This is a genomic window from Allohahella sp. A8, from assembly GCF_047946665.1.
GTDB lineage: Bacteria > Pseudomonadota > Gammaproteobacteria > Pseudomonadales > Oleiphilaceae > Allohahella.
On sequence record NZ_CP172312.1, the window covers coordinates 3,116,577 to 3,134,517 of the forward strand.

General features: G+C 56.3%; 16 protein-coding genes. 4 read left to right on the forward strand and 12 right to left on the reverse strand.

Annotated features, from left to right (window positions below; translation table 11 throughout):
- Nucleotides 1-5: 5 nt before the first annotated feature.
- Nucleotides 6-779 carry a peptidoglycan editing factor PgeF gene (gene pgeF / locus ACH3PB_RS13975; protein WP_416395838.1) on the reverse strand — a complete coding sequence of 258 codons (774 nt, stop codon included), beginning with the start codon at nt 777-779 and terminating at the stop codon, nt 6-8.
- Nucleotides 780-795: 16 nt separating this feature from the next.
- On the reverse strand, nt 796-1,827 hold the full coding sequence (locus ACH3PB_RS13980) for an RluA family pseudouridine synthase (protein WP_416399462.1): 1,032 nt from the start codon (nt 1,825-1,827) through the stop codon (nt 796-798).
- A gap of 146 nt (nt 1,828-1,973) precedes the next feature.
- Between ACH3PB_RS13980 and ACH3PB_RS13985 the strand changes: the two genes are divergently transcribed.
- Genes ACH3PB_RS13985 through ACH3PB_RS13995 form a run of 3 tightly spaced genes read left to right on the forward strand, consistent with a single transcriptional unit; the run spans nt 1,974 to nt 5,923 of the window.
- Entirely contained in the window at nt 1,974-2,837 is an 864-nt protein-coding gene (locus ACH3PB_RS13985; RefSeq protein ID WP_416395840.1) for an outer membrane protein assembly factor BamD, read from the forward strand.
- Nucleotides 2,838-4,496, forward strand: a complete 1,659-nt coding sequence (locus ACH3PB_RS13990) for a sensor histidine kinase (RefSeq protein ID WP_416395841.1) — start codon at nt 2,838-2,840, stop codon at nt 4,494-4,496.
- On the forward strand, nt 4,493-5,923 hold the full coding sequence (locus ACH3PB_RS13995; RefSeq protein ID WP_416395843.1) for a sigma-54-dependent transcriptional regulator: 1,431 nt from the start codon (nt 4,493-4,495) through the stop codon (nt 5,921-5,923). Before ACH3PB_RS13990 ends, ACH3PB_RS13995 begins: the two co-directional genes overlap by 4 nt.
- A gap of 27 nt (nt 5,924-5,950) precedes the next feature.
- Here ACH3PB_RS13995 and ispH read toward each other — a convergent pair whose 3' ends face one another.
- From ispH to murJ, 6 genes are all read right to left on the reverse strand, one after another.
- Nucleotides 5,951-6,901: a 4-hydroxy-3-methylbut-2-enyl diphosphate reductase gene (gene ispH, locus ACH3PB_RS14000; RefSeq protein WP_416395845.1), complete on the reverse strand. Its 951-nt coding sequence runs from the start codon at nt 6,899-6,901 to the stop codon at nt 5,951-5,953.
- Between the two features lie 31 nt (nt 6,902-6,932).
- A complete protein-coding gene (locus tag ACH3PB_RS14005; protein WP_416395847.1) occupies nt 6,933-7,448 on the reverse strand; it encodes an FKBP-type peptidyl-prolyl cis-trans isomerase in 516 nt (171 codons plus the stop codon).
- Nucleotides 7,449-7,503: 55 nt separating this feature from the next.
- Nucleotides 7,504-8,046: a signal peptidase II gene (gene lspA / locus ACH3PB_RS14010; RefSeq protein ID WP_416395849.1), complete on the reverse strand. Its 543-nt coding sequence runs from the start codon at nt 8,044-8,046 to the stop codon at nt 7,504-7,506.
- Nucleotides 8,039-10,987 carry an isoleucine--tRNA ligase gene (gene ileS / locus ACH3PB_RS14015; RefSeq protein WP_416395851.1) on the reverse strand — a complete coding sequence of 983 codons (2,949 nt, stop codon included), beginning with the start codon at nt 10,985-10,987 and terminating at the stop codon, nt 8,039-8,041. Before ileS ends, lspA begins: the two co-directional genes overlap by 8 nt.
- A gap of 1 nt (nt 10,988) precedes the next feature.
- Complete coding sequence (gene ribF, locus ACH3PB_RS14020; RefSeq protein ID WP_416395853.1) at nt 10,989-11,972, reverse strand: bifunctional riboflavin kinase/FAD synthetase; 984 nt, start codon at nt 11,970-11,972, stop codon at nt 10,989-10,991.
- 100 nt (nt 11,973-12,072) lie between these two features.
- The gene (gene murJ / locus ACH3PB_RS14025) at nt 12,073-13,569 is read right to left on the reverse strand and encodes a murein biosynthesis integral membrane protein MurJ (protein WP_416395854.1); all 1,497 of its coding nucleotides are present in this window, start codon (nt 13,567-13,569) and stop codon (nt 12,073-12,075) included.
- 300 nt (nt 13,570-13,869) lie between these two features.
- Here murJ and rpsT point away from each other — a divergent pair, with 300 nt between their 5' ends.
- Nucleotides 13,870-14,139 (forward strand): 30S ribosomal protein S20, encoded by a 270-nt coding sequence (rpsT, locus tag ACH3PB_RS14030; protein ID WP_416395856.1) that lies wholly within the window; start codon nt 13,870-13,872, stop codon nt 14,137-14,139.
- 150 nt (nt 14,140-14,289) lie between these two features.
- On the opposite strand, the gene proB is transcribed toward rpsT, so the two are convergent.
- The 4 genes from proB to rplU form a co-directional block, all read right to left on the reverse strand.
- Complete coding sequence (gene proB, locus ACH3PB_RS14035) at nt 14,290-15,474, reverse strand: glutamate 5-kinase (RefSeq protein ID WP_416395857.1); 1,185 nt, start codon at nt 15,472-15,474, stop codon at nt 14,290-14,292.
- Complete coding sequence (cgtA, locus tag ACH3PB_RS14040; protein ID WP_416395859.1) at nt 15,464-16,729, reverse strand: Obg family GTPase CgtA; 1,266 nt, start codon at nt 16,727-16,729, stop codon at nt 15,464-15,466. The genes proB and cgtA overlap by 11 nt, the downstream gene beginning before the upstream one ends.
- A 137-nt stretch (nt 16,730-16,866) precedes the next feature.
- Nucleotides 16,867-17,130: a 50S ribosomal protein L27 gene (gene rpmA, locus ACH3PB_RS14045; protein WP_416395861.1), complete on the reverse strand. Its 264-nt coding sequence runs from the start codon at nt 17,128-17,130 to the stop codon at nt 16,867-16,869.
- A 30-nt stretch (nt 17,131-17,160) separates the two neighbouring features.
- Entirely contained in the window at nt 17,161-17,469 is a 309-nt protein-coding gene (gene rplU / locus ACH3PB_RS14050; protein ID WP_344807948.1) for a 50S ribosomal protein L21, read from the reverse strand.
- Nucleotides 17,470-17,941 lie beyond the last annotated feature (472 nt).

The following is a 17,941-nucleotide window of genomic DNA, read 5'->3' on the forward strand; positions in this document are numbered from 1 at the left end:
ACTATTTAATCAAGCCAGATGATGCTCGCCATACGGCCTGTGCGCCCGTCACGGCGGTAGGAGAAGTAGCGCTCGGACTGCGTGAAGGTGCATTCACTGCCGCCGCTTATGGCGCTGATCCCATATTCCATGAGGATCTGCCTCGCCAACGTGTAGATATCGCACCAGTATCGGCGCCCGTCCCGATCTCGCGCTGGCTGGAACGCCACCTCATGAGTCTGGGCTCTGGCGAGGAAGACTGAGCGAACATCTTCACCGACTTCAAAGGCGCCAGGCCCTATTGCCGGCCCGAGATGGGCAAGGAGTGACGATGGCTTGCTCGAAAACCGCTCAACTGTGGATTGTAAAACACCCTCGGCGAGCCCGCGCCAGCCCGCATGCGCAACGGCGACTTCACTACCGTCCGCAGCGGCAATGAACACTGGCAGACAATCGGCCGTCATAACGGCCAGGACCCGGCCCTTACTGCTGGTGAATAGTGCATCTGCCTCGGCCACAGTGGTGCCTGGGCCCGCCACACAGGTCCCATGCACCTGATTCAGCCAGCTGATATCGGCAACCGAGGGCGACCTCAGCTGCACTGCCGTCCAGAGACGACTTCGATTCTGCAAGACAGCAGCTGAGTCGTCACCGACATGTGTACCGAGGTTCAGACTGTCATAGGGCGCCTGGCTGACACCACCGGTGCGCTGCGTGGTAAAGGCGTGAACGCATGGTGGCGCTGCCCAGCTCGGTTCGATGACACTCAACGCTTGCCCCACGATCAAAAGCCGTTCCATTTGCTGATGCGGCCACTCAAATCTGCGAGGCCTGTTTGGCTGCCTTGTCACTTGCCCGCAGGGCTTTCTGAAGCGCGACGAGATCGTCGGGTATCGGGGAGGTCCATGACATGGGCTCCTCTGTGGCTGGATGAAGCAGATTCAGTTCGGTGGCATGAAGAGCCTGCCGTGGGAACTCGGCCAATGTCTGCTTCAGTACCGGATCCATGCCGCGAAGCCAACTACCGCGCATCTTCATGTAAAGCGGATCCCCGACGAGGGCGAAGCCGGCATGTTGCATGTGCACCCGTATTTGGTGCGTGCGGCCGCTTTCCAGCTTGAGCATGAGTTCGGCGCAGTGGTTGTGCCTGGCCACTACACGATAATGTGTAACAGCTGGTTTGCCGCCGCCCACTATGCCCATACGCTGACGATTCGACGGGTCACGACCGATTGGCGCGTCGACCTTGCCAGCGGAAATTGGAACACCTTTGCAAATGGCATAGTAATGTCGACCCATGGACCGGGTCCTGAGCTGCTCGATGAGGCTGCTTTGAGCAAGCAGGGTCTTGGCCACGACCATGAGACCAGTCGTGTCTTTATCGAGCCTGTGCACGATACCGGCCCGTGGCAGGAGGCGCTGCCCTTCTGAATGGTGGAGCACCGCGTTGACCAGCGTACCATCAGCATGGCCTGGTGCGGGATGGACGACCATGCCCGCCGGCTTGTCGATGACCAGCAGATGTTCATCTTCGTAGACGATGACCAGCGGGATCTCCTGGGCCACCCAGTCACCTTCAGCTGCGAGCGTCACGCTGAGCGTCAACTGATCACCAGCATAGACTTTCTGCTTTGACCGCGACGCCGCACCGTTGAGCAGACAGGTGCCGTCCTCTATCCACTGCTGTACCTTGGCGCGCGAGATGCCGTCATAGTGCTGACTGATCATCGCCAGGGCGACGAGATCGAAGCGTTGGCCACCCAATTCGACGGTGCAGGTTTCATCCAGTTCCAGCTGGGTCGGTTGAGCTGTCACGTCGTCGAGATCGAGCTCATCCTCTGATGTCATATTTGTCATGGTGGCGGGTGGATCCCCTGGTCTCTCTGCTATGCGTATAAGATGTGGTTATGCAATACTAATGGTATCGGGTTGCGAGTGGTAAGCATACCGCTTGAGCCAATGCCTGATCCTGCTAATCCTGAAGCGGAATTTTCATGTTATCTCTTTCTTTGCAAAACCTGCGACGCAGACGGAAAGCCTTTCCAATGGGTTTCCGGGCGCTATCCATTGTGTTTATCTTTTTGGGTCTGCTTTCCGCTTGCGCAACTGCGCCGGTTGAAGTTTTAAGTGAAAAAGAATATTACCAGCGCGCCAAGCGTGCCATCGATGCTGGTAATTTCGTTGAGGCTTCGGCGTATCTGGAGGATCTCGAGACCTACCATCCTTTCGGACGCTATGCGGAACAGGCTCAGCTGGATCTGATTTATGCCCGCTACAATTCACTCCAGCCGGAGCTCGCCGCCAGTGCGGCCGATCGATTCATTCGGCTTCACCCGGATAGCGACCAAGTGGACTATGCTTACTATCTTAGAGGCCTGACCAATTTTTACACAGACGTAGGGCTGGGGCAGCGTTATCTGCCAGTGGACCCGAACTCACGAGACCCGGGCAAGGCTCGAGAAGCCTTTCGGGACTTTTCCACGCTGGTTGAGCGCTTCCCGGCCAGCGATTATGCGGCTGATGCACGACAGCGCATGATAGCGATCAAGGAGCGTCTCGCGCAGCACGAACTATTCGTTGCCCGCTATTACGTTCGCCGTCAGGCCTTCATTGCAGCAGCTGCGAGGACCGCTTACGTGATCCAGAACCTACCACAGACTCAAGCCGTCGAGGAGGCCCTGACGCTCCAGGTCGAGATCCTGCGAAAGCTTGGCCTCGACACGCAGGCGGCTGATACGCTGGCCGTTCTCGCGGCGAGCTATCCGAATAGTTCGGCATTTGACAGCAGGATGCGATTCAAAGGCGGCCAACTGGTCGAGGAAGACAGGGATATCTTCAGCGTACTGAAAGTCGACTAGATGAATGAATTGCCCAGGTCGCTGGGCGGTTTTTACCTCGCTAACTCCGGGCCAGTAGACTCGTCTGCTTACCGAAAGCTCTTCAGGGTCTACAACAACTATCGCGTGGTTGTGGGCCTTATCCTCCTGGCGACTCTTCTGTTCCAATTCAATTCTGGAACACGCAGTTTCCTGAACCCGCTGTACTACCAGATTCTGGTTGCCAGTTACCTTGCCATCCATGTATTCGTGGCACTGCTCCTTCTGGCCGGACTCCGACCCCGGATGGTACATGTTCTGGCATCCTTGCTGCTCGAGATCGGGCTTCTGGGCGGCATGCTGTTCTTCAGCTCTGGCGTGAACGGTGGTGTCGCCAGCCTGATCGTGATCAATGTCGCGGCGGGTTGCATGCTTCATCCTGGCAGGAAAGGTCTGTTGCTGGCGGCCACTGGTACGCTCGTCGTCATGGCCCAGGAGATCTACCGCTTTCTACTGTCAGAGAGTGAGTTGGACTCCGTCGTCGAGTCTGGCGTCTTCGGCATAGCTTATTTCACGGCAGCTGTCGTCATTCAAAATCTTTCTTCCCGTCTCATCAGCTCGGAAACACTTGCTCAAAGGCGAGCCCATGAAATTACCGAGCTTCAGACGCTCAATCACCTGATCATTCAGCGTATGTTGACTGGCATCATAGTCACGAACCGGTCGCTTGAGGTGAAGCTGATGAACGAATCGACGCGAGCTATGCTGGGCATTCAGAATCAGCGGATTCCTGAAAGGCTACCGTCGGAAATTGCTGAGCGTCTGCTGCAGTGGAAGCACAATCCTGAGGTCACCACCGAACCCTTGCTGCCGTCGACTGCGGACCTCGGGCAGGCCCCTTTGCAGCTAAGCTTCGCTTATCTGGCCAAGAATCATAACCAGGACGTGCTGATATTCATCGAAGACACTAGCAAGGTGGTCATGAAGGCACAGCATCTCAAACTGGCTTCATTGGGTCGCCTCACTGCCAGTATCGCCCATGAAATCCGCAATCCTTTAGGGGCAGCGTCACATGCAGCGCAGCTCCTGAGCGAATCCGAAGATCTGAGCGAGCAGGACCGGAGTCTGAATGAGATTGTCCTGCGGCATGCGAGCCGCATGAATCGGGTAGTCGAAAACATTTTACAGCTGTCTCGCAGTCGAAGTAGCAATATCGAAATGATTGAGCTGAACGAGTGGCTGAAGGAATTTATCAATGAATACAAGCGCTTCATGGCACCTGAGGCTGTTATAGAATTCGAGGTGAATAGTGGCGGAGACGCTGAACGCGCGATTGCCGGTCAGTTCGACTCTGGGCACCTTCACCAAATCTTGTCTAACCTGATGAACAACGCAGTGAAGTTTACCAAACTGCATTCAGGAGAGGGTTACTGCAAGGTGATACTCAGCGAGCTACAGTCGAGCCGACAGGCAAGAATCTGCGTGGAAGACAGGGGCCCCGGATTAAGCCCTGCACAGCAGCAGAATATTTTCGAGCCCTTCTTCACGACCGACAAGAATGGGACCGGCCTCGGCCTCTACCTTAGTCGCGAACTTTGTCAGGCCAATCAGGCCCAGCTTACTTTCAGCAACCTGCCTGACGGCGGCGCACGATTCTGCCTGACACTGTCTCACCCCAAACGCAAGGTCAGCGCCGAATGAAGGGCCGCATACTCGTTGTGGACGATGAGCCCGACATTCGGGCTCTGCTGGAGATAACGCTGGCCCGGATGGGCCTGGAAACGCGCGCAGCGGCTAGCGTAAGGGATGCTCGACAGTTTCTGGCGGATGAGACTTTCGATACCTGCCTGACCGATATGAACCTGCCTGACGGCAGCGGATTGGACCTTGTTGAGCATATCAGCAGTAACTACCCGAAGTTGCCGGTAGCTGTAATTACGGCATATGGCAGCGTGGACACCGCTATTCTTGCATTGAAGGCTGGCGCGTTCGATTTTGTATCAAAGCCAGTTGAGCTGTCCCGGCTGAGGGCACTGGTAGAGCAGGCCTTGACGCTAAACTCGGAGCAGCGAAAAGACTCCGGCCGAGGCTCAGGGATACTTGGTGAGTCGGCAGACATTCTGCGCTTGAACGCTCAAATCCAGAAGCTTGCGCGGAGTCAGGCACCGGTTTATATCAGCGGCGAGAGCGGAAGCGGCAAGGAACTGGTTGCACGAGCGCTTCACAACCTTGGCCCGCGCGCCGAGGGCCCCTTCGTACCCGTCAACTGTGGCGCAATTCCGCCAGACCTGATGGAGGGTGAATTCTTTGGCCATCGCAAAGGCGCCTTTACTGGCGCTATGGATTCCAAGGAGGGTTTATTCCAGGCAGCACACGGCGGCACGCTGTTTCTTGACGAAGTAGCTGATCTGCCGCTGAGCATGCAGGTCAAGTTACTGCGCGCGATACAGGAGAAAGCCATCAGGAAGATTGGTGAGCAGACTGAAATTCCTGTGGATATCCGTATTCTCAGCGCCACCCATAAAGCCTTGCACCTAGAGGTGGAGAGCGGGCGATTCCGGCAGGATCTCTATTATCGCATCAACGTTATAGAACTTCAGGTACCTCCCCTGCGGCAACGCAAGAGCGATATCCCGTTGCTCGCCAATGCCCTGCTAAACAAGATTTCGGCGCTGCACGGCAGTAAGGCACCAAAACTCGCTTCAAACGCGCTGGAGAAGCTGTGTTCCTATACGTATCCAGGCAATGTGAGAGAGCTTGAAAACCTATTGGAACGCGCCGCGACCTTGTGCGAAGGTAACGTGATTAACGCCAGTGATATCCATTTCAGCCATGCTGTGGAGGGTACAGCTGCTGTACCGACGCCACCGAGACGTGACGAAGCACTACAACATGAAGAGCCCGTGGACTTGACGCCACCCCTGGAAAGCGCGGCCAGAACTGGCGGGCGACCGGCGTCCCAAGGTGATGCTACAGACAATCTCGAGGCCTATCTGGAGCAATTGGAGCGTCGCGAGATCGAAAAGGCGCTTGAAGCCAACCGCTGGAACAAGACAGCTGCAGCGAAGCAGCTTGGCATCAGCTTTCGGGCGCTGCGATATCGGCTCAAGAAACTGAACCTCGAATAACACAGCGTTTAAAGCGCTGACAGCTAGTTAGTCTTCGACTTCCGTGAGACGGAGCTCTTTAGGCATGGAAAACACGATGTTTTCAGGTTTGCCCTCCAGCTCTACCGGCGCGCTGCCTCCCAGCTCAATGAGGCGCTTGATGACAGCCTGGACCAGAATTTCTGGCGCGGAAGCCCCAGCCGTCACACCAATGGCTTCTTTCCCCTCGACCCAGGCTGCCTGGATCTCGTCCGGTCCGTCGATAAGATAAGCTTGCGTACCAGTGCGCTCTGCCAATTCGCGCAGACGATTGCTGTTCGAGCTGTTGACGGAACCGACCACGAGCACCAGGTCGCAACGATCGGCGAGCGAGCGCACGGCATCCTGCCGGTTCTGGGTCGCATAGCAGATGTCGTCTTTCCGCGGGCCATGGATGAGCGGGAAGCGCACTCGAAGCGCATCTATGATCCGGGCTGTATCATCCATCGATAGTGTGGTCTGGGTGACGTAGGCGAGTTTGTCCGGCTGTGCGACCTGAAGTTTTTCAACATCGGCCTCACATTCTACGAGATGAATGGCCCCACCCTGTGAGGTGTCGTATTGACCCATGGTACCTTCGACTTCGGGATGTCCCTCGTGTCCGATCAACACGCACTCGAAACCATCGCGAGCATATTTGGTCACCTCGATATGCACCTTCGTGACCAGGGGACAAGTTGCATCGAAAATCTTTAGCTGCCGTTTGTCGGCCTCCTGCCTGACGGCCTGCGATACGCCGTGAGCGCTGAAGATTACGAGTGCGTCGTCCGGCACCTCCTCAAGCTCGTCTACAAAAATGGCGCCTCGCTTCTTGAGGTCATCGACTACAAAACGATTATGCACGACTTCGTGACGCACATAGATGGGCGCGCCGAAGACTTCGAGGGCGCGGTTGACGATCTCGATCGCCCGATCGACCCCGGCACAGAATCCACGGGGGTTCGCTAATTTGATGTCCATATTGACCTCGATGATGCCTTGATACCGTGGATTAGTTGAGCGTTCGCGAACCCACACCATCGTCTTCGACGTGCAGGATGTCGACCCGGAAGCGCAAGGTTTGGCCCGCCAGCGGATGGTTGAAGTCAATCACCACTTCGTCGTCACGGACTTCACTGACCACACCAGGCACTTCAGCCTTGGCAGCGTCTGCAAACGACAGCACCATGCCTGGTCGCAGAACGGCATCCTCACCCTCCTGGGCTGGTGCAGAATCGTCCGGCAGGACAGTCGCACCAAGCTGATCGAAGTGTGAGCGACTGAACGTTTGGAGGTTGTTCGGGTTGCGCATACCGAAGGCTTTTTCTGGGGGGACTAAAAACGATTTTTGCTCACCCGCCTGCATACCGCGGATCAGGCTCTCGAAGCCTTCAGGCAATGTGCCGTCCCCAAATACAAAGACGCCAGGCCTTGAGTCGAAGGTTGAATCGATCAGCTGGCCATCTTCGAGCGCGAGCTCGAAGTGCATCGTTATTCGTCGACCTTCGCTAACAAATTGTTCGTTCATTTATTCACCATGTTATCACTGTTGGCGAGAGACTGCTCAAGGCGCTCAGGCCGGCTCAGGTATGCCGCTCTTCGGCCTGATCAGGCTCAGCAGCTGATCCACCCCTGAAAACATCGATCACCATCATCACTGCACCAATTGATATGGCCGAATCAGCGATATTGAAGGCGGGCCAGCTATAGGACCCATAATAGAGGTGGATAAAGTCCACTACATAGCCGTGGACGATGCGGTCGTAGACATTGCCGATGGCACCACCGAGCACGAGCGCCAGAGCAATCGCCAGCCAGGTCTCGTGCCGCTTCAGGCGGCCGAGCCATGTCAGGAGAACGGCACTGATGGCTATTGCCAACACGATGAAGAACCAACGCTGCCAACCGCCTGCGCTCGCAAGAAAACTGAATGCGGCACCAGTATTATGCAGCAGCGTCAGGTTGAAATATGGAATGACTGGCACCGGAGTGGCGTAATCCAGCCAGGCCGTCGCCATCGCCTTTGTTGACAGGTCGAAAATGATGACGGCCAACGTGAGCCAGAGCCAGCGGCGCTGACCTGCGCCTCGCTCATCTGCAGAACCGGGAGCCATGGTATCAGGCATAATGACGGTGCTCACCTGATCCCTCACCCGCATCAGCCTTGACGTTCTCGATGCATCTGTTGCAGAGGTCACTGGCGTCTTCTATGCCAGCCACCTGGCTGCGTCCCTTGCTGCCCACCTCCGGCCGGTGATGCCAGCATCTGGCGCATTTCTCATAGTCACTCGGCCTGATGACGACTCGAAGTCCTGGATATTCCGTAGCCATGGTCTGGGCTTCGAGCTCACTCGCTGACAGTGATTCAATTGTGTGCAAACGAACCTCGGAAGTGAGCAGGACGAAGCGCAACTCGGACAGAATAGGCTCCAGCAGCGCATACTCGCTCGAAGCGCAGTAGAGATCGATTTCGGTCGTGAGTGAGCCCTTGATCTGTCCCTGCTTGCGACTGTCTTCAAGCGCCTTGTTCACGGCCGACTTGATTTGCAGGACTCTCTGCCAGAAATCCGCACTGGCTGCTTCTGCCGCCTGGCCTGAGGCTTCTTCAAGTGAAGAAAGGCCCTCGTAGTAATCAGTAAGGAACACACTGGCAACAGTGGCATCTTCCGTCGTCTTGGGTAGGAAGGCCCACAGTTCGTCGGCTGTGAACGACAGTATTGGTGCCATCCAACGCACCAGCGCGTGCGCCAGATGATAGAGCGCCGTCTGCGCAGAGCGTCGAGCCTGACTATTGCTCGCAGTGGTATATTGTCGATCCTTCACGACATCCAGATAGAAACTGCCCAGTTCTATCGCACAGAAATTGTGCATCTTCTGATACACCTGAACGAAATTGTACTGAGCGTAGGATTCCTGGATCTCTGTTTGAACACGATGGGCTTCCCCAACGATCCAGCGGTCGAGCGCAACGAGCTGATCCAGGGGCATCAGGTGCTGTTCAGGGTCGAAGCCTTTGAGGTTAGCCAGCAGGAAGCGCGCGGTGTTGCGTATCCGTCGGTAGGCATCTGTGGTCCTGTTGAGGATATTCTTGGACACGGCCATTTCCGCGCTGTAGTCAGTAGCAGCTACCCAGAGTCGGAGTATGTCCGCGCCCAGTGTGCCGTAGACTTCCTGCGGCTCTATGCCGTTACCGAGCGACTTGGACATTTTGCGGCCCTGCTCGTCGACGGTGAAGCCGTGCGTCAGCACCTGCTTATACGGCGCGGTGCCACGCATGGCTACGCTGGTCTTCAGCGATGACTGGAACCAGCCGCGATGCTGGTCAGAGCCTTCAAGGTACATATCAACCGGCAGACCGCCGAGTTCCTTGCGGGCTTCGATGACCGCAGTGTGAGTCACACCCGAATCAAACCAGACGTCGAGGGTGTCGGTTACTTTTTCATAATTTGCAGCGTCATCACCAAGCAGCGTAGCCGGATCAAGTTTCCACCAGATATCGATGCCGCCCTCTTCGACGAGCTTCGCCACCGCTTCGGTGAGCGCTTCGGTATCCGGATGCAGCTCCTGCGTTTCCTTGTGAACGAAGAAGGTAATTGGCGTGCCCCAGGTCCGCTGACGGGAAATACACCAGTCCGGGCTTTGCTCGAACATGCCCTCGATTCGGTTCCGGCCCCAGCCTGGCACCCACTTCACCTGCTTGATTTCTTCAAGCGCAGCCGCACGCAAACCGGCCTTGTCCATACTGATGAACCATTGCGGGGTAGCACGGTAGATCAGTGGCGTTTTCGTGCGCCAGCAATGGGCGTAGCTATGGGTTACCTTGCCGTGATTGATCAGGTTGCCATGGTCCTGCAAGGCGCCGATGACCGCTTCGTCGACTTTGTAGACGTGCATACCAGCGAATAGCTCGACTGAGTCCCGGTAGTACCCTTTGTCATCGATGGGGTTGATCGTCTCGATGCCGTAGGTGCGACACACATTGAAGTCGTCTACGCCATGATCAGGCGCAGTGTGAACTGCGCCTGTACCGGCTTCGAGCGTCACATGCTCACCCAGCAGAATTGGGATCTCACGATCATAGATTGGATGGCTAAAGATGAGCCCGTCGAGATCGGCGCCAAGACAGCGGGCTTTCAAGGTCAGGCTGGCAAACTTGCAGCGCGCATTGACCGCAGCTTCGAGGCCGGTGGCAAACACGAGGTAGCGTGAGGTATCAGCATCCTTTTCCAGAACCTCATACAGGCCATATTCGATATCGGCATGCAGAGAGACCGCCAGCGAGGCCGGGATGGTCCAGGGGGTCGTGGTCCAGATCAGTACGGCCGGGGTCTTTGTAGCATCGAAGCCTTCAGCATCGAGCGTACCCGGCTCAGCAGGGCTCGACTTCGCAAACGCATCGAACACGCTTGAAGACACGCGTGCAGGATAGGCCACGTCGATGGTATTGGAAGTCTTGTCCTGATATTCAACTTCGGCCTCGGCTAGCGCGGAACCGCCGACCACTGACCAGTACACCGGCTTGAAGCCTTTCTGCAAATGTCCGCTAACGGCTATGCGACCAAGCGCGCGAATGATGTTGGCTTCTGTCCCAAAGTCCATGGTCAGGTAAGGATTGTTCCATTCCCCGAATATACCGAGCCGGATAAAGTCCTTCTTCTGTCCTTCGATCTGCTTGGCAGCATATTCGCGGCAATGCTGTCGGAAACTCGCATGGTCGACTTTGTCGCCAGCCTTGCCGATCATGGTTTCTACCTTGTGCTCGATAGGCAGACCATGGCAATCCCAGCCGGGAATATATGGACTTTCGTAACCGGCAAAGCCTTTACTCTTGACGATGATGTCCTTGAGGATCTTGTTGACTGCATGCCCGAGGTGGATGCTGCCATTTGCGTACGGGGGACCATCATGCAGCAGGAAGCGTGGCCGACCCTGCCCCCGCTCTCGCATGGCCTGATACAGATCAATCCGCGCCCATTCCGCAAGCCGCTCAGGCTCACGCTGCGGCAGATTGCCGCGCATGGGGAACTCCGTATCAGGGAGGTTCAGCGTGTGTTTGTAGTCACTCATATCAATTGGCCACCTGCTTCCAGTATGCTTTCGCGCTGGCTATGTCCAGCGCGATCTGCTGTTTCAGTTGTTCAATACTCTCGAAGGCAGTTTCACTTCGTAATTTCTTCCGGAATTCCACTTCGATCATCTGCCCGTAGAGATCTCCGCTCCAGTCCAGCAGGTGGACTTCCAGAAAGTAATGCTGGCTGCCATCGCTACGAATCTTGTCCACAGTTGGTCGACTACCGATATTCGCGACGGCGGAGAGCCAGCTCGTGGACCCGGCCAGCCGAACTCTTGTGCAGAATACGCCTGTAAGCGCTGGTCGCTTTTGTAGCACGACGTTGGCCGTCGGTGCGCCTATCGTACGCCCCAGCTGACGACCGAAACTAACCCGCCCCAGCTTTCGATACGGCCGCCCCAGCAGTTTCTCTGCCGCGTCGAGATCACCCTGCACAAATAGCGACCTTATTCTCGTGCTGGACACGCGCTGACCGCCTACTGTGATCGTCTCACTGGCTTCGACGCCAAAGCCACTGCCATCAGCATAAAGCTGCCGCTGGCCGTAAGCAGCCAGGTGTGAAAAGCTGCCAGCACGGTCACTGCCGTAACGAAAGTCATCGCCGATGACCAGATACCTCAAGCCCAGGCCCTTGACGAGAACATTACCCACGAAATCATTCGCAGATCGCTGCTGCAGCGATCGGTTGAACGGCAGGCAATAGAGACAGTCCAGCTCATAGCCCTGCATCGCATTGAACTTTTCCCGCAGATCCATAATCCGGCCGGGCGCCCGCGGTCCCTGGAAGAATTCTTTCGGCTGCGGCTCGAAGACAATAGCCACCCGCGCCGCACCCGGATAAGCCTTGGCGCGATCAATAACTCGCTCAATCAGGGCCTGATGACCGAGATGAACACCGTCAAAATTGCCTATCGTGGCGACGCTTCCATGGGCCGTCAGACGGCGCGCCAGATCACTGGTAGTATCTCGGATCAGGATCATTCAGAGCTCATCGGATAGCGTATCGAATAAAATGCAGGCAAGCGAATCCGGCAAAACGCCAGATTATAAGATAGCCAGGCAGTGTGAAGCCAGCTTCCGCTCACTGGCTGTGCAAATACTGACTCAGTCGAAAGCCCAGCAGATACAGCAAGGCGAAATAGATGCCGACACCGCCGCCAGCTAGCGCAAGCATCCACCCACCCTTTTCATACCAGCTCGCACTGTACCAGAACGCATCGTCGGGTGTGGCGAGCAAGAGCAGAACTGCCAGGCCGGTCATGGCTACGAAGAGCTTCCCAAAGAAGAGTCCCCAGCCTTGCTGACGATGGTACACACCCTGCTTGTGCAGGGTGTACCACAGTAGCCCAGCGTTCAGCGCACCCGAGATGCTGGTTGCTGCTGCAAGCCCCACATGCGCGAGCGGCACGATAAGCGCGAGATTCATCACCATGTTCGCAGCCATGGCAATGATGCCGATTTTTACGGGGGTCCGTGTATCCTGCCGCGAAAAAAATCCTGGGGCCAGCACCTTGATCAACATGAAGAATGGCAAGCCTACCGCATACGCCTGCAAACTCCTGGAGGACTGCATAACATCGTAGTCAGTCAGTGCACCATGCTGAAATAGCGTTGCTATCAACGGCTCTGCGAGCCAGGTAAGCGCCAGCGTGGCCGGCATGGCGATGATGAGCACCATTCGAACCCCCCAGTCGAGCGTGCGCGAGAACTCGGCCGTTGAGTTACTGGCATGCCGGCTGGAAAGCGTGGGCAATATGACGGTCGCAACTGCTATGCCGAACACACCGAGCGGCAGTTCGGTGAGTCGATCCGAATAATAGAGCCATGAGACGCTACCAGTTTCGAGGAACGACGCGAGCACAGTGTCGAGCAAGAGATTGATTTGGCTGACACTCACGCCAAAGAGCGCAGGGAGCATGAGCCTGCCTATTCGCCTTACCCCCTCATGCCGCGTATCGAGGACGGGCATCGGCAGCAGCCCTATCCGGTGGAGAAACGGTAGCTGGAAGAGCAACTGCGCCACACCCGCGATGAGGACGCCCCAGGCCAGAGCCGCTATTGGCTCGTCCATATTGGCACTGAGGAAATATGCCGACATGATCAGGCTCAGGTTCAGCAGAACCGGTGTGATAGCCGGTATCGCAAAATAGCCGTAGTTGTTGAGCACGGAGCCCGCAAAAGCTGTCATTGAAATCAGAATGAGATATGGGAAGGTCAGGCGCAGCAGGTCGGTCGTCAACGCCAGCTTCTCAGCGTCTTCGGAAAAACCTGGCGCGAACAGAAACGCCAGAACATCGGCGCCAGCCACACCTACCAGGGTTACGACCAGCAAAACGAGTCCCAGCGTACCGCCTACACGACTCACCAGCGCTCTGACTTCCGCGAGCGAATAGCGCGTCTTGTATTCACTCAGCACCGGTATGAAGGCCTGAGAGAACGCACCTTCGGCGAAAAGCCGACGCATGAAGTTGGGAATTTTGAAGGCCACGAAAAACGCGTCGGCACCAGCGCTAGCACCAAACAGGTTGGCGATCACCATATCCCGGATCAGGCCAAGCACTCGTGATATCATGGTCATGGCACCAACTACACCACTTGAGCGCAGCAGAGATGGTGGACGTTTCACGGGCTTGGGGTCAGGCAGATCGGGCGGTGTTTCCTGCGTGGTTTGAATGGGCCACCTCCGGGCTGTTGAACACGCTGTGTCAGGCGGGTGATGCTAATGTATTGTGAGATCAATACAAGCAAAATCTTTACGGTTAAATATTGACATCAGCGTTTCAAAGCATCATCATTCCGCGTCATTTTTACAGGTATTCAAGCGACTCGTAGAGCTGCTCTTGCCTGTTCCGGAAGAATCCTTAAAGGAGTGTTTACCGTGGCGAATATCGCATCAGCCAAAAAACGCGCTCGCCAGCAGGTCAAGCGTCGCGCACACAACATGAGCATCCGCTCAATGGTCAGAACCCAGACCAAGAAAGTGATCAATCATATTGAAGCAGGCAACCAGGAACAGGCAGCCGCCGCCCTGAAGCATGCAGCACCTATCATTGACTCAATGGTCAACAAGGGCATTTACACCAAGAACAAGGCTGCCCGCACCAAGAGCAGACTGAATGCGCGTATCAAGGCTATGAACGCGGCCTGATCAACCAGCCTCGATGGGTCAACCGACCTAGATAAGGCTTGATCGGCAAGATTTGAAAAGAGGCGCCTCGAGCGCCTTTTTTCGTTTCTTGAATTCGGGTCCGATGCAGCGAAACACGACGCCTTAGCGCCTGGTTATTGCCACCAGCAACTAGAGCGTCTGAGAGGAAATGTCCGTAAGCACGAGGTTGTCTCTGTGGATGAGCTCGGGCGCGTAAGTGTATCCGAGAAGATCCGCTATTCTGGCACTGCTATGACCAGCAATCTTCGCCGCTTCTGCCGACGAATAGTTGATGAGGCCTCTGGCAATTTCGGCGCCCTGTTCGTTGCAGCACAGCACCATATCACCACTATCGAACGTGCCCTGCACCCGGGTCACCCCTACGGCCAACAGACTTCTACCCTGCTCCACCAGCACCCTGACAGCGCCGGCGTCGAGCGTGAGGCGACCTCTCGTTTGCAGATGACCGGCAAGCCACTGTTTTCGAGCAAGTAGACGCTCCTTATCGGAAACCAGCAATGAGCCGATATCTTCGCCTGCAAGGACGCGCTCCAGCACACGATCGACGCGTCCGCTGGCAATGACGGTCGATGTACCGGAACGGGCCGCGAGACGCGCAGCAGCCAGTTTGGTCTGCATGCCGCCACGACCCAATAGCCCTCCTGGCCCGGTTACCATAGCATCCAGATCGAGATCAGAGGCATGAGTAAAGGAGACAAGAGAGGCATCCGGATTCGTATTGGGGTTGTCGGTAAACATCCCAAGCTGATCCGTCAGTATGATCAACAGATCGGCTTCGACGAGATTGGCGACTAAAGCTGCCAGGCGGTCATTATCGCCGAAACGGATTTCGTCTGTTGCGGTTGTGTCATTTTCATTGATGACAGGTGTAACACCGAGACGGGTCAGCGTTCTGAGGGTTGTTCTCGCATTCAGGTAGCGGCGTCGATTACTCAGATCATCGTGAGTGAGCAGCACCTGAGCAGTGAGTCGGTTATGTCGCTTGAATTCGGTTTCCCAAGCTTGCGCCAGACCCATCTGCCCTATCGCTGCTGCCGCCTGTAGCTCATGGAGCTGCTGCGGGCGACTCTTCCAACCCAGGCGCAGCATGCCTTCCGCCACCGAACCAGAGGACACTACCACGACCGAGCGTCCCAAGGCGTTCATCTGGTCAACCCAGGGCGCCAGTGCTTCGCGATCGAGCCCAGCCCCATCGCGCGTCAACAGCGCACTGCCAATCTTCACCACGACACGCTGAGCGCTTTTCAGCCCTTCACGCGCCGTCCGTGACTGCTCTGACGAATATCTCGCTGCTGCCGATGAATCAGGGTGCATACTCAACTTCCACACCATCCTCGTCGTCATCATCGTCATCGCCCCCGAGGTCTTCATACTGGTGACGCTCGATATACTCCTCTACGGTCATTCCCTCTCTGGCGGCCGCGCGCTGAATTTTGCGCTGCCCCGCCAGCAGGGCTATACGCTCGCGGAGCTCGGCATCCAGACGCAGCTGTGCCGCTTCGAGCTCGGCAGCAAAGGCTTCATCTTCACCAACAGCGGCTTCGATTTCACCCAGCCAGTTCTGAATATCCTGGCACAACCGCTGAGTCCCCAGACCCGAAACTGCGGAGATCACATAGACCGGACCACTCCAGTCAAGCTTGCTGCGAACATCATCGATGAGCGCCTTGCTACGCGATTCAAACTCACTTTCTTCGCCACCGGAAACCAGGTCAAACTTGTTGAGCACGAGCCATCGCGGCTTGCTGGCAAGCGCTGGACTGAAACGCTGCAGTTCGCCTTCGATCTGTCGGAAGGCGTCTATCGGATCAGAGCCATCGGGCGGCTGAAGATCGACGAGGTGCAACAGAAGACGTGTTCGCACCAGATGCTTAAGGAAGCGGATACCAAGCCCGGCCCCGTCCGCTGCACCCTCAATCAAGCCAGGAATATCCGCCATGACAAAGCTCTTGTGCTGCTGCGTTCGCACAACACCCAGGTTTGGCACGAGAGTGGTAAACGGATAGTCCGCCACTTTCGGGCGGGCTGCAGAGACTGAACGAATCAGCGTAGATTTCCCGGCATTAGGCAGTCCGAGCAGACCAACGTCGGCCAGCAGCTTCAGCTCCAGCCGCAGGGAGCGGATCTCCCCCGGTTGACCAGGCTTGGTTTGCCGGGGCGCCTGGTTTTTGCTCGATTTATAGCGGGTGTTGCCAAGACCATGAAAACCGCCTTGCGCCACCTTGAGCACCTGCCCCACTTCCACCAGATCCCCAACCAGATCGTCGGTATCCGCATCAATGACGGTTGTACCTACCGGCACGGGGATAATGAGGTCTGCGCCCTTCTGACCGGTACAGTTGGCACCGCGGCCATCCTCCCCGCTCTCCGCTGAGTATCGCCGGGTGTAGCGGAAATCGATCAGGGTATTGATGGACTCATCGGCTTGCAGGAGCACCGACCCACCATCACCGCCATCCCCACCATCTGGCCCACCGCGGGGCACGTACTTTTCACGCCGGAAGCTCAGGCAGCCATTACCACCCTTGCCTGCAATGACCTGAATTTCGGCTTCATCTACAAATCGCATTTCGCTGGAATCCGCTCAACTGAAAAATAACTTCCAAAACCATGATACGACAGAATCGGAGGCAAAAAAAAAGCTTCACCATAATAGCAAAGCTTTTTAGCTTCGAAAGGTCGACGCTACCGCCGACCTCAGTCAAATCAGGCTTCTACAGCCAGAATGCTGACGGTACGACGCTGGAGTGGACCCTTGACTGCAAAATGCACGTGACCATCAGAGGTCGCGAACAGGGTGTGGTCACGGCCACAGCCCACGTTTTCACCAGGGTGGTACTCGGTACCGCGCTGACGAACAAGGATGTTACCGGCCTTCACCAGCTCACCACCAAACTTCTTGACGCCAAGACGCTTGGATTCCGAATCACGACCATTTCTGGTACTACCGGCGGCTTTTTTATGTGCCATGACAAAACTCCTTCAAATGGGTTCAGGTGATCAGGCAGAAATGCCGGTGATCTTGACTTCGGTATACCACTGACGGTGGCCAGCACGCTTCATGCTGTGCTTACGACGACGGAACTTGATGATGGTCACTTTCTTGTGACGACCGTGGGAAATCACTTCCGCAGTGACCACCGCACCTGGCACGGTAGGCTCACCGATCTGAATGTTTGCACCACCGATCATGAGCACGCGCTCGAAGTTGAGCGACTCGCCAGTAGCGACTTCAATTTTCTCGAGCTTCAGAGTTTCGCCTTCAACGACTCTGTGCTGCTTGCCACCGCTTTCTATTACAGCGTACATAATATGTTTCCTGGACTGACCATCTCCGCGACACAGCGTCGCGAGAGCCTGGACTTGCTGATTTGATGTACTGCAGGCGACTATCTTACTTATAACCGCTATAGCCGAGATAAGCTGTAGCCTGCCTTACTACGCCACTGAAACGCAGTGACGTTCTCGTCTGTACCGCCCGCTTTGCATCTGCACCGGCTATCGCGCACTCGGTGCCTTTTATGATCCTGCTTCCATGAACGCCTGCTGGCGCTCTGTAGCAGAGGGGACTCGCAGAGGGCGCGGATTATACAAGAGCTGCCATCACGAGGCAATAGTGAGTGTGACCAGCACACCCTGCTTGACACCAAATGGCTGTCTACCTAGCATGGAGCCGGTGTCAGCACGATCATGCGACGTCAGCAGACGGGCCGCCTCTGCATTCCTGGGCCAGGTAGCCCGAGAAGACCAGCACCGGCGGCCTATTCATTAAGGCATTTTT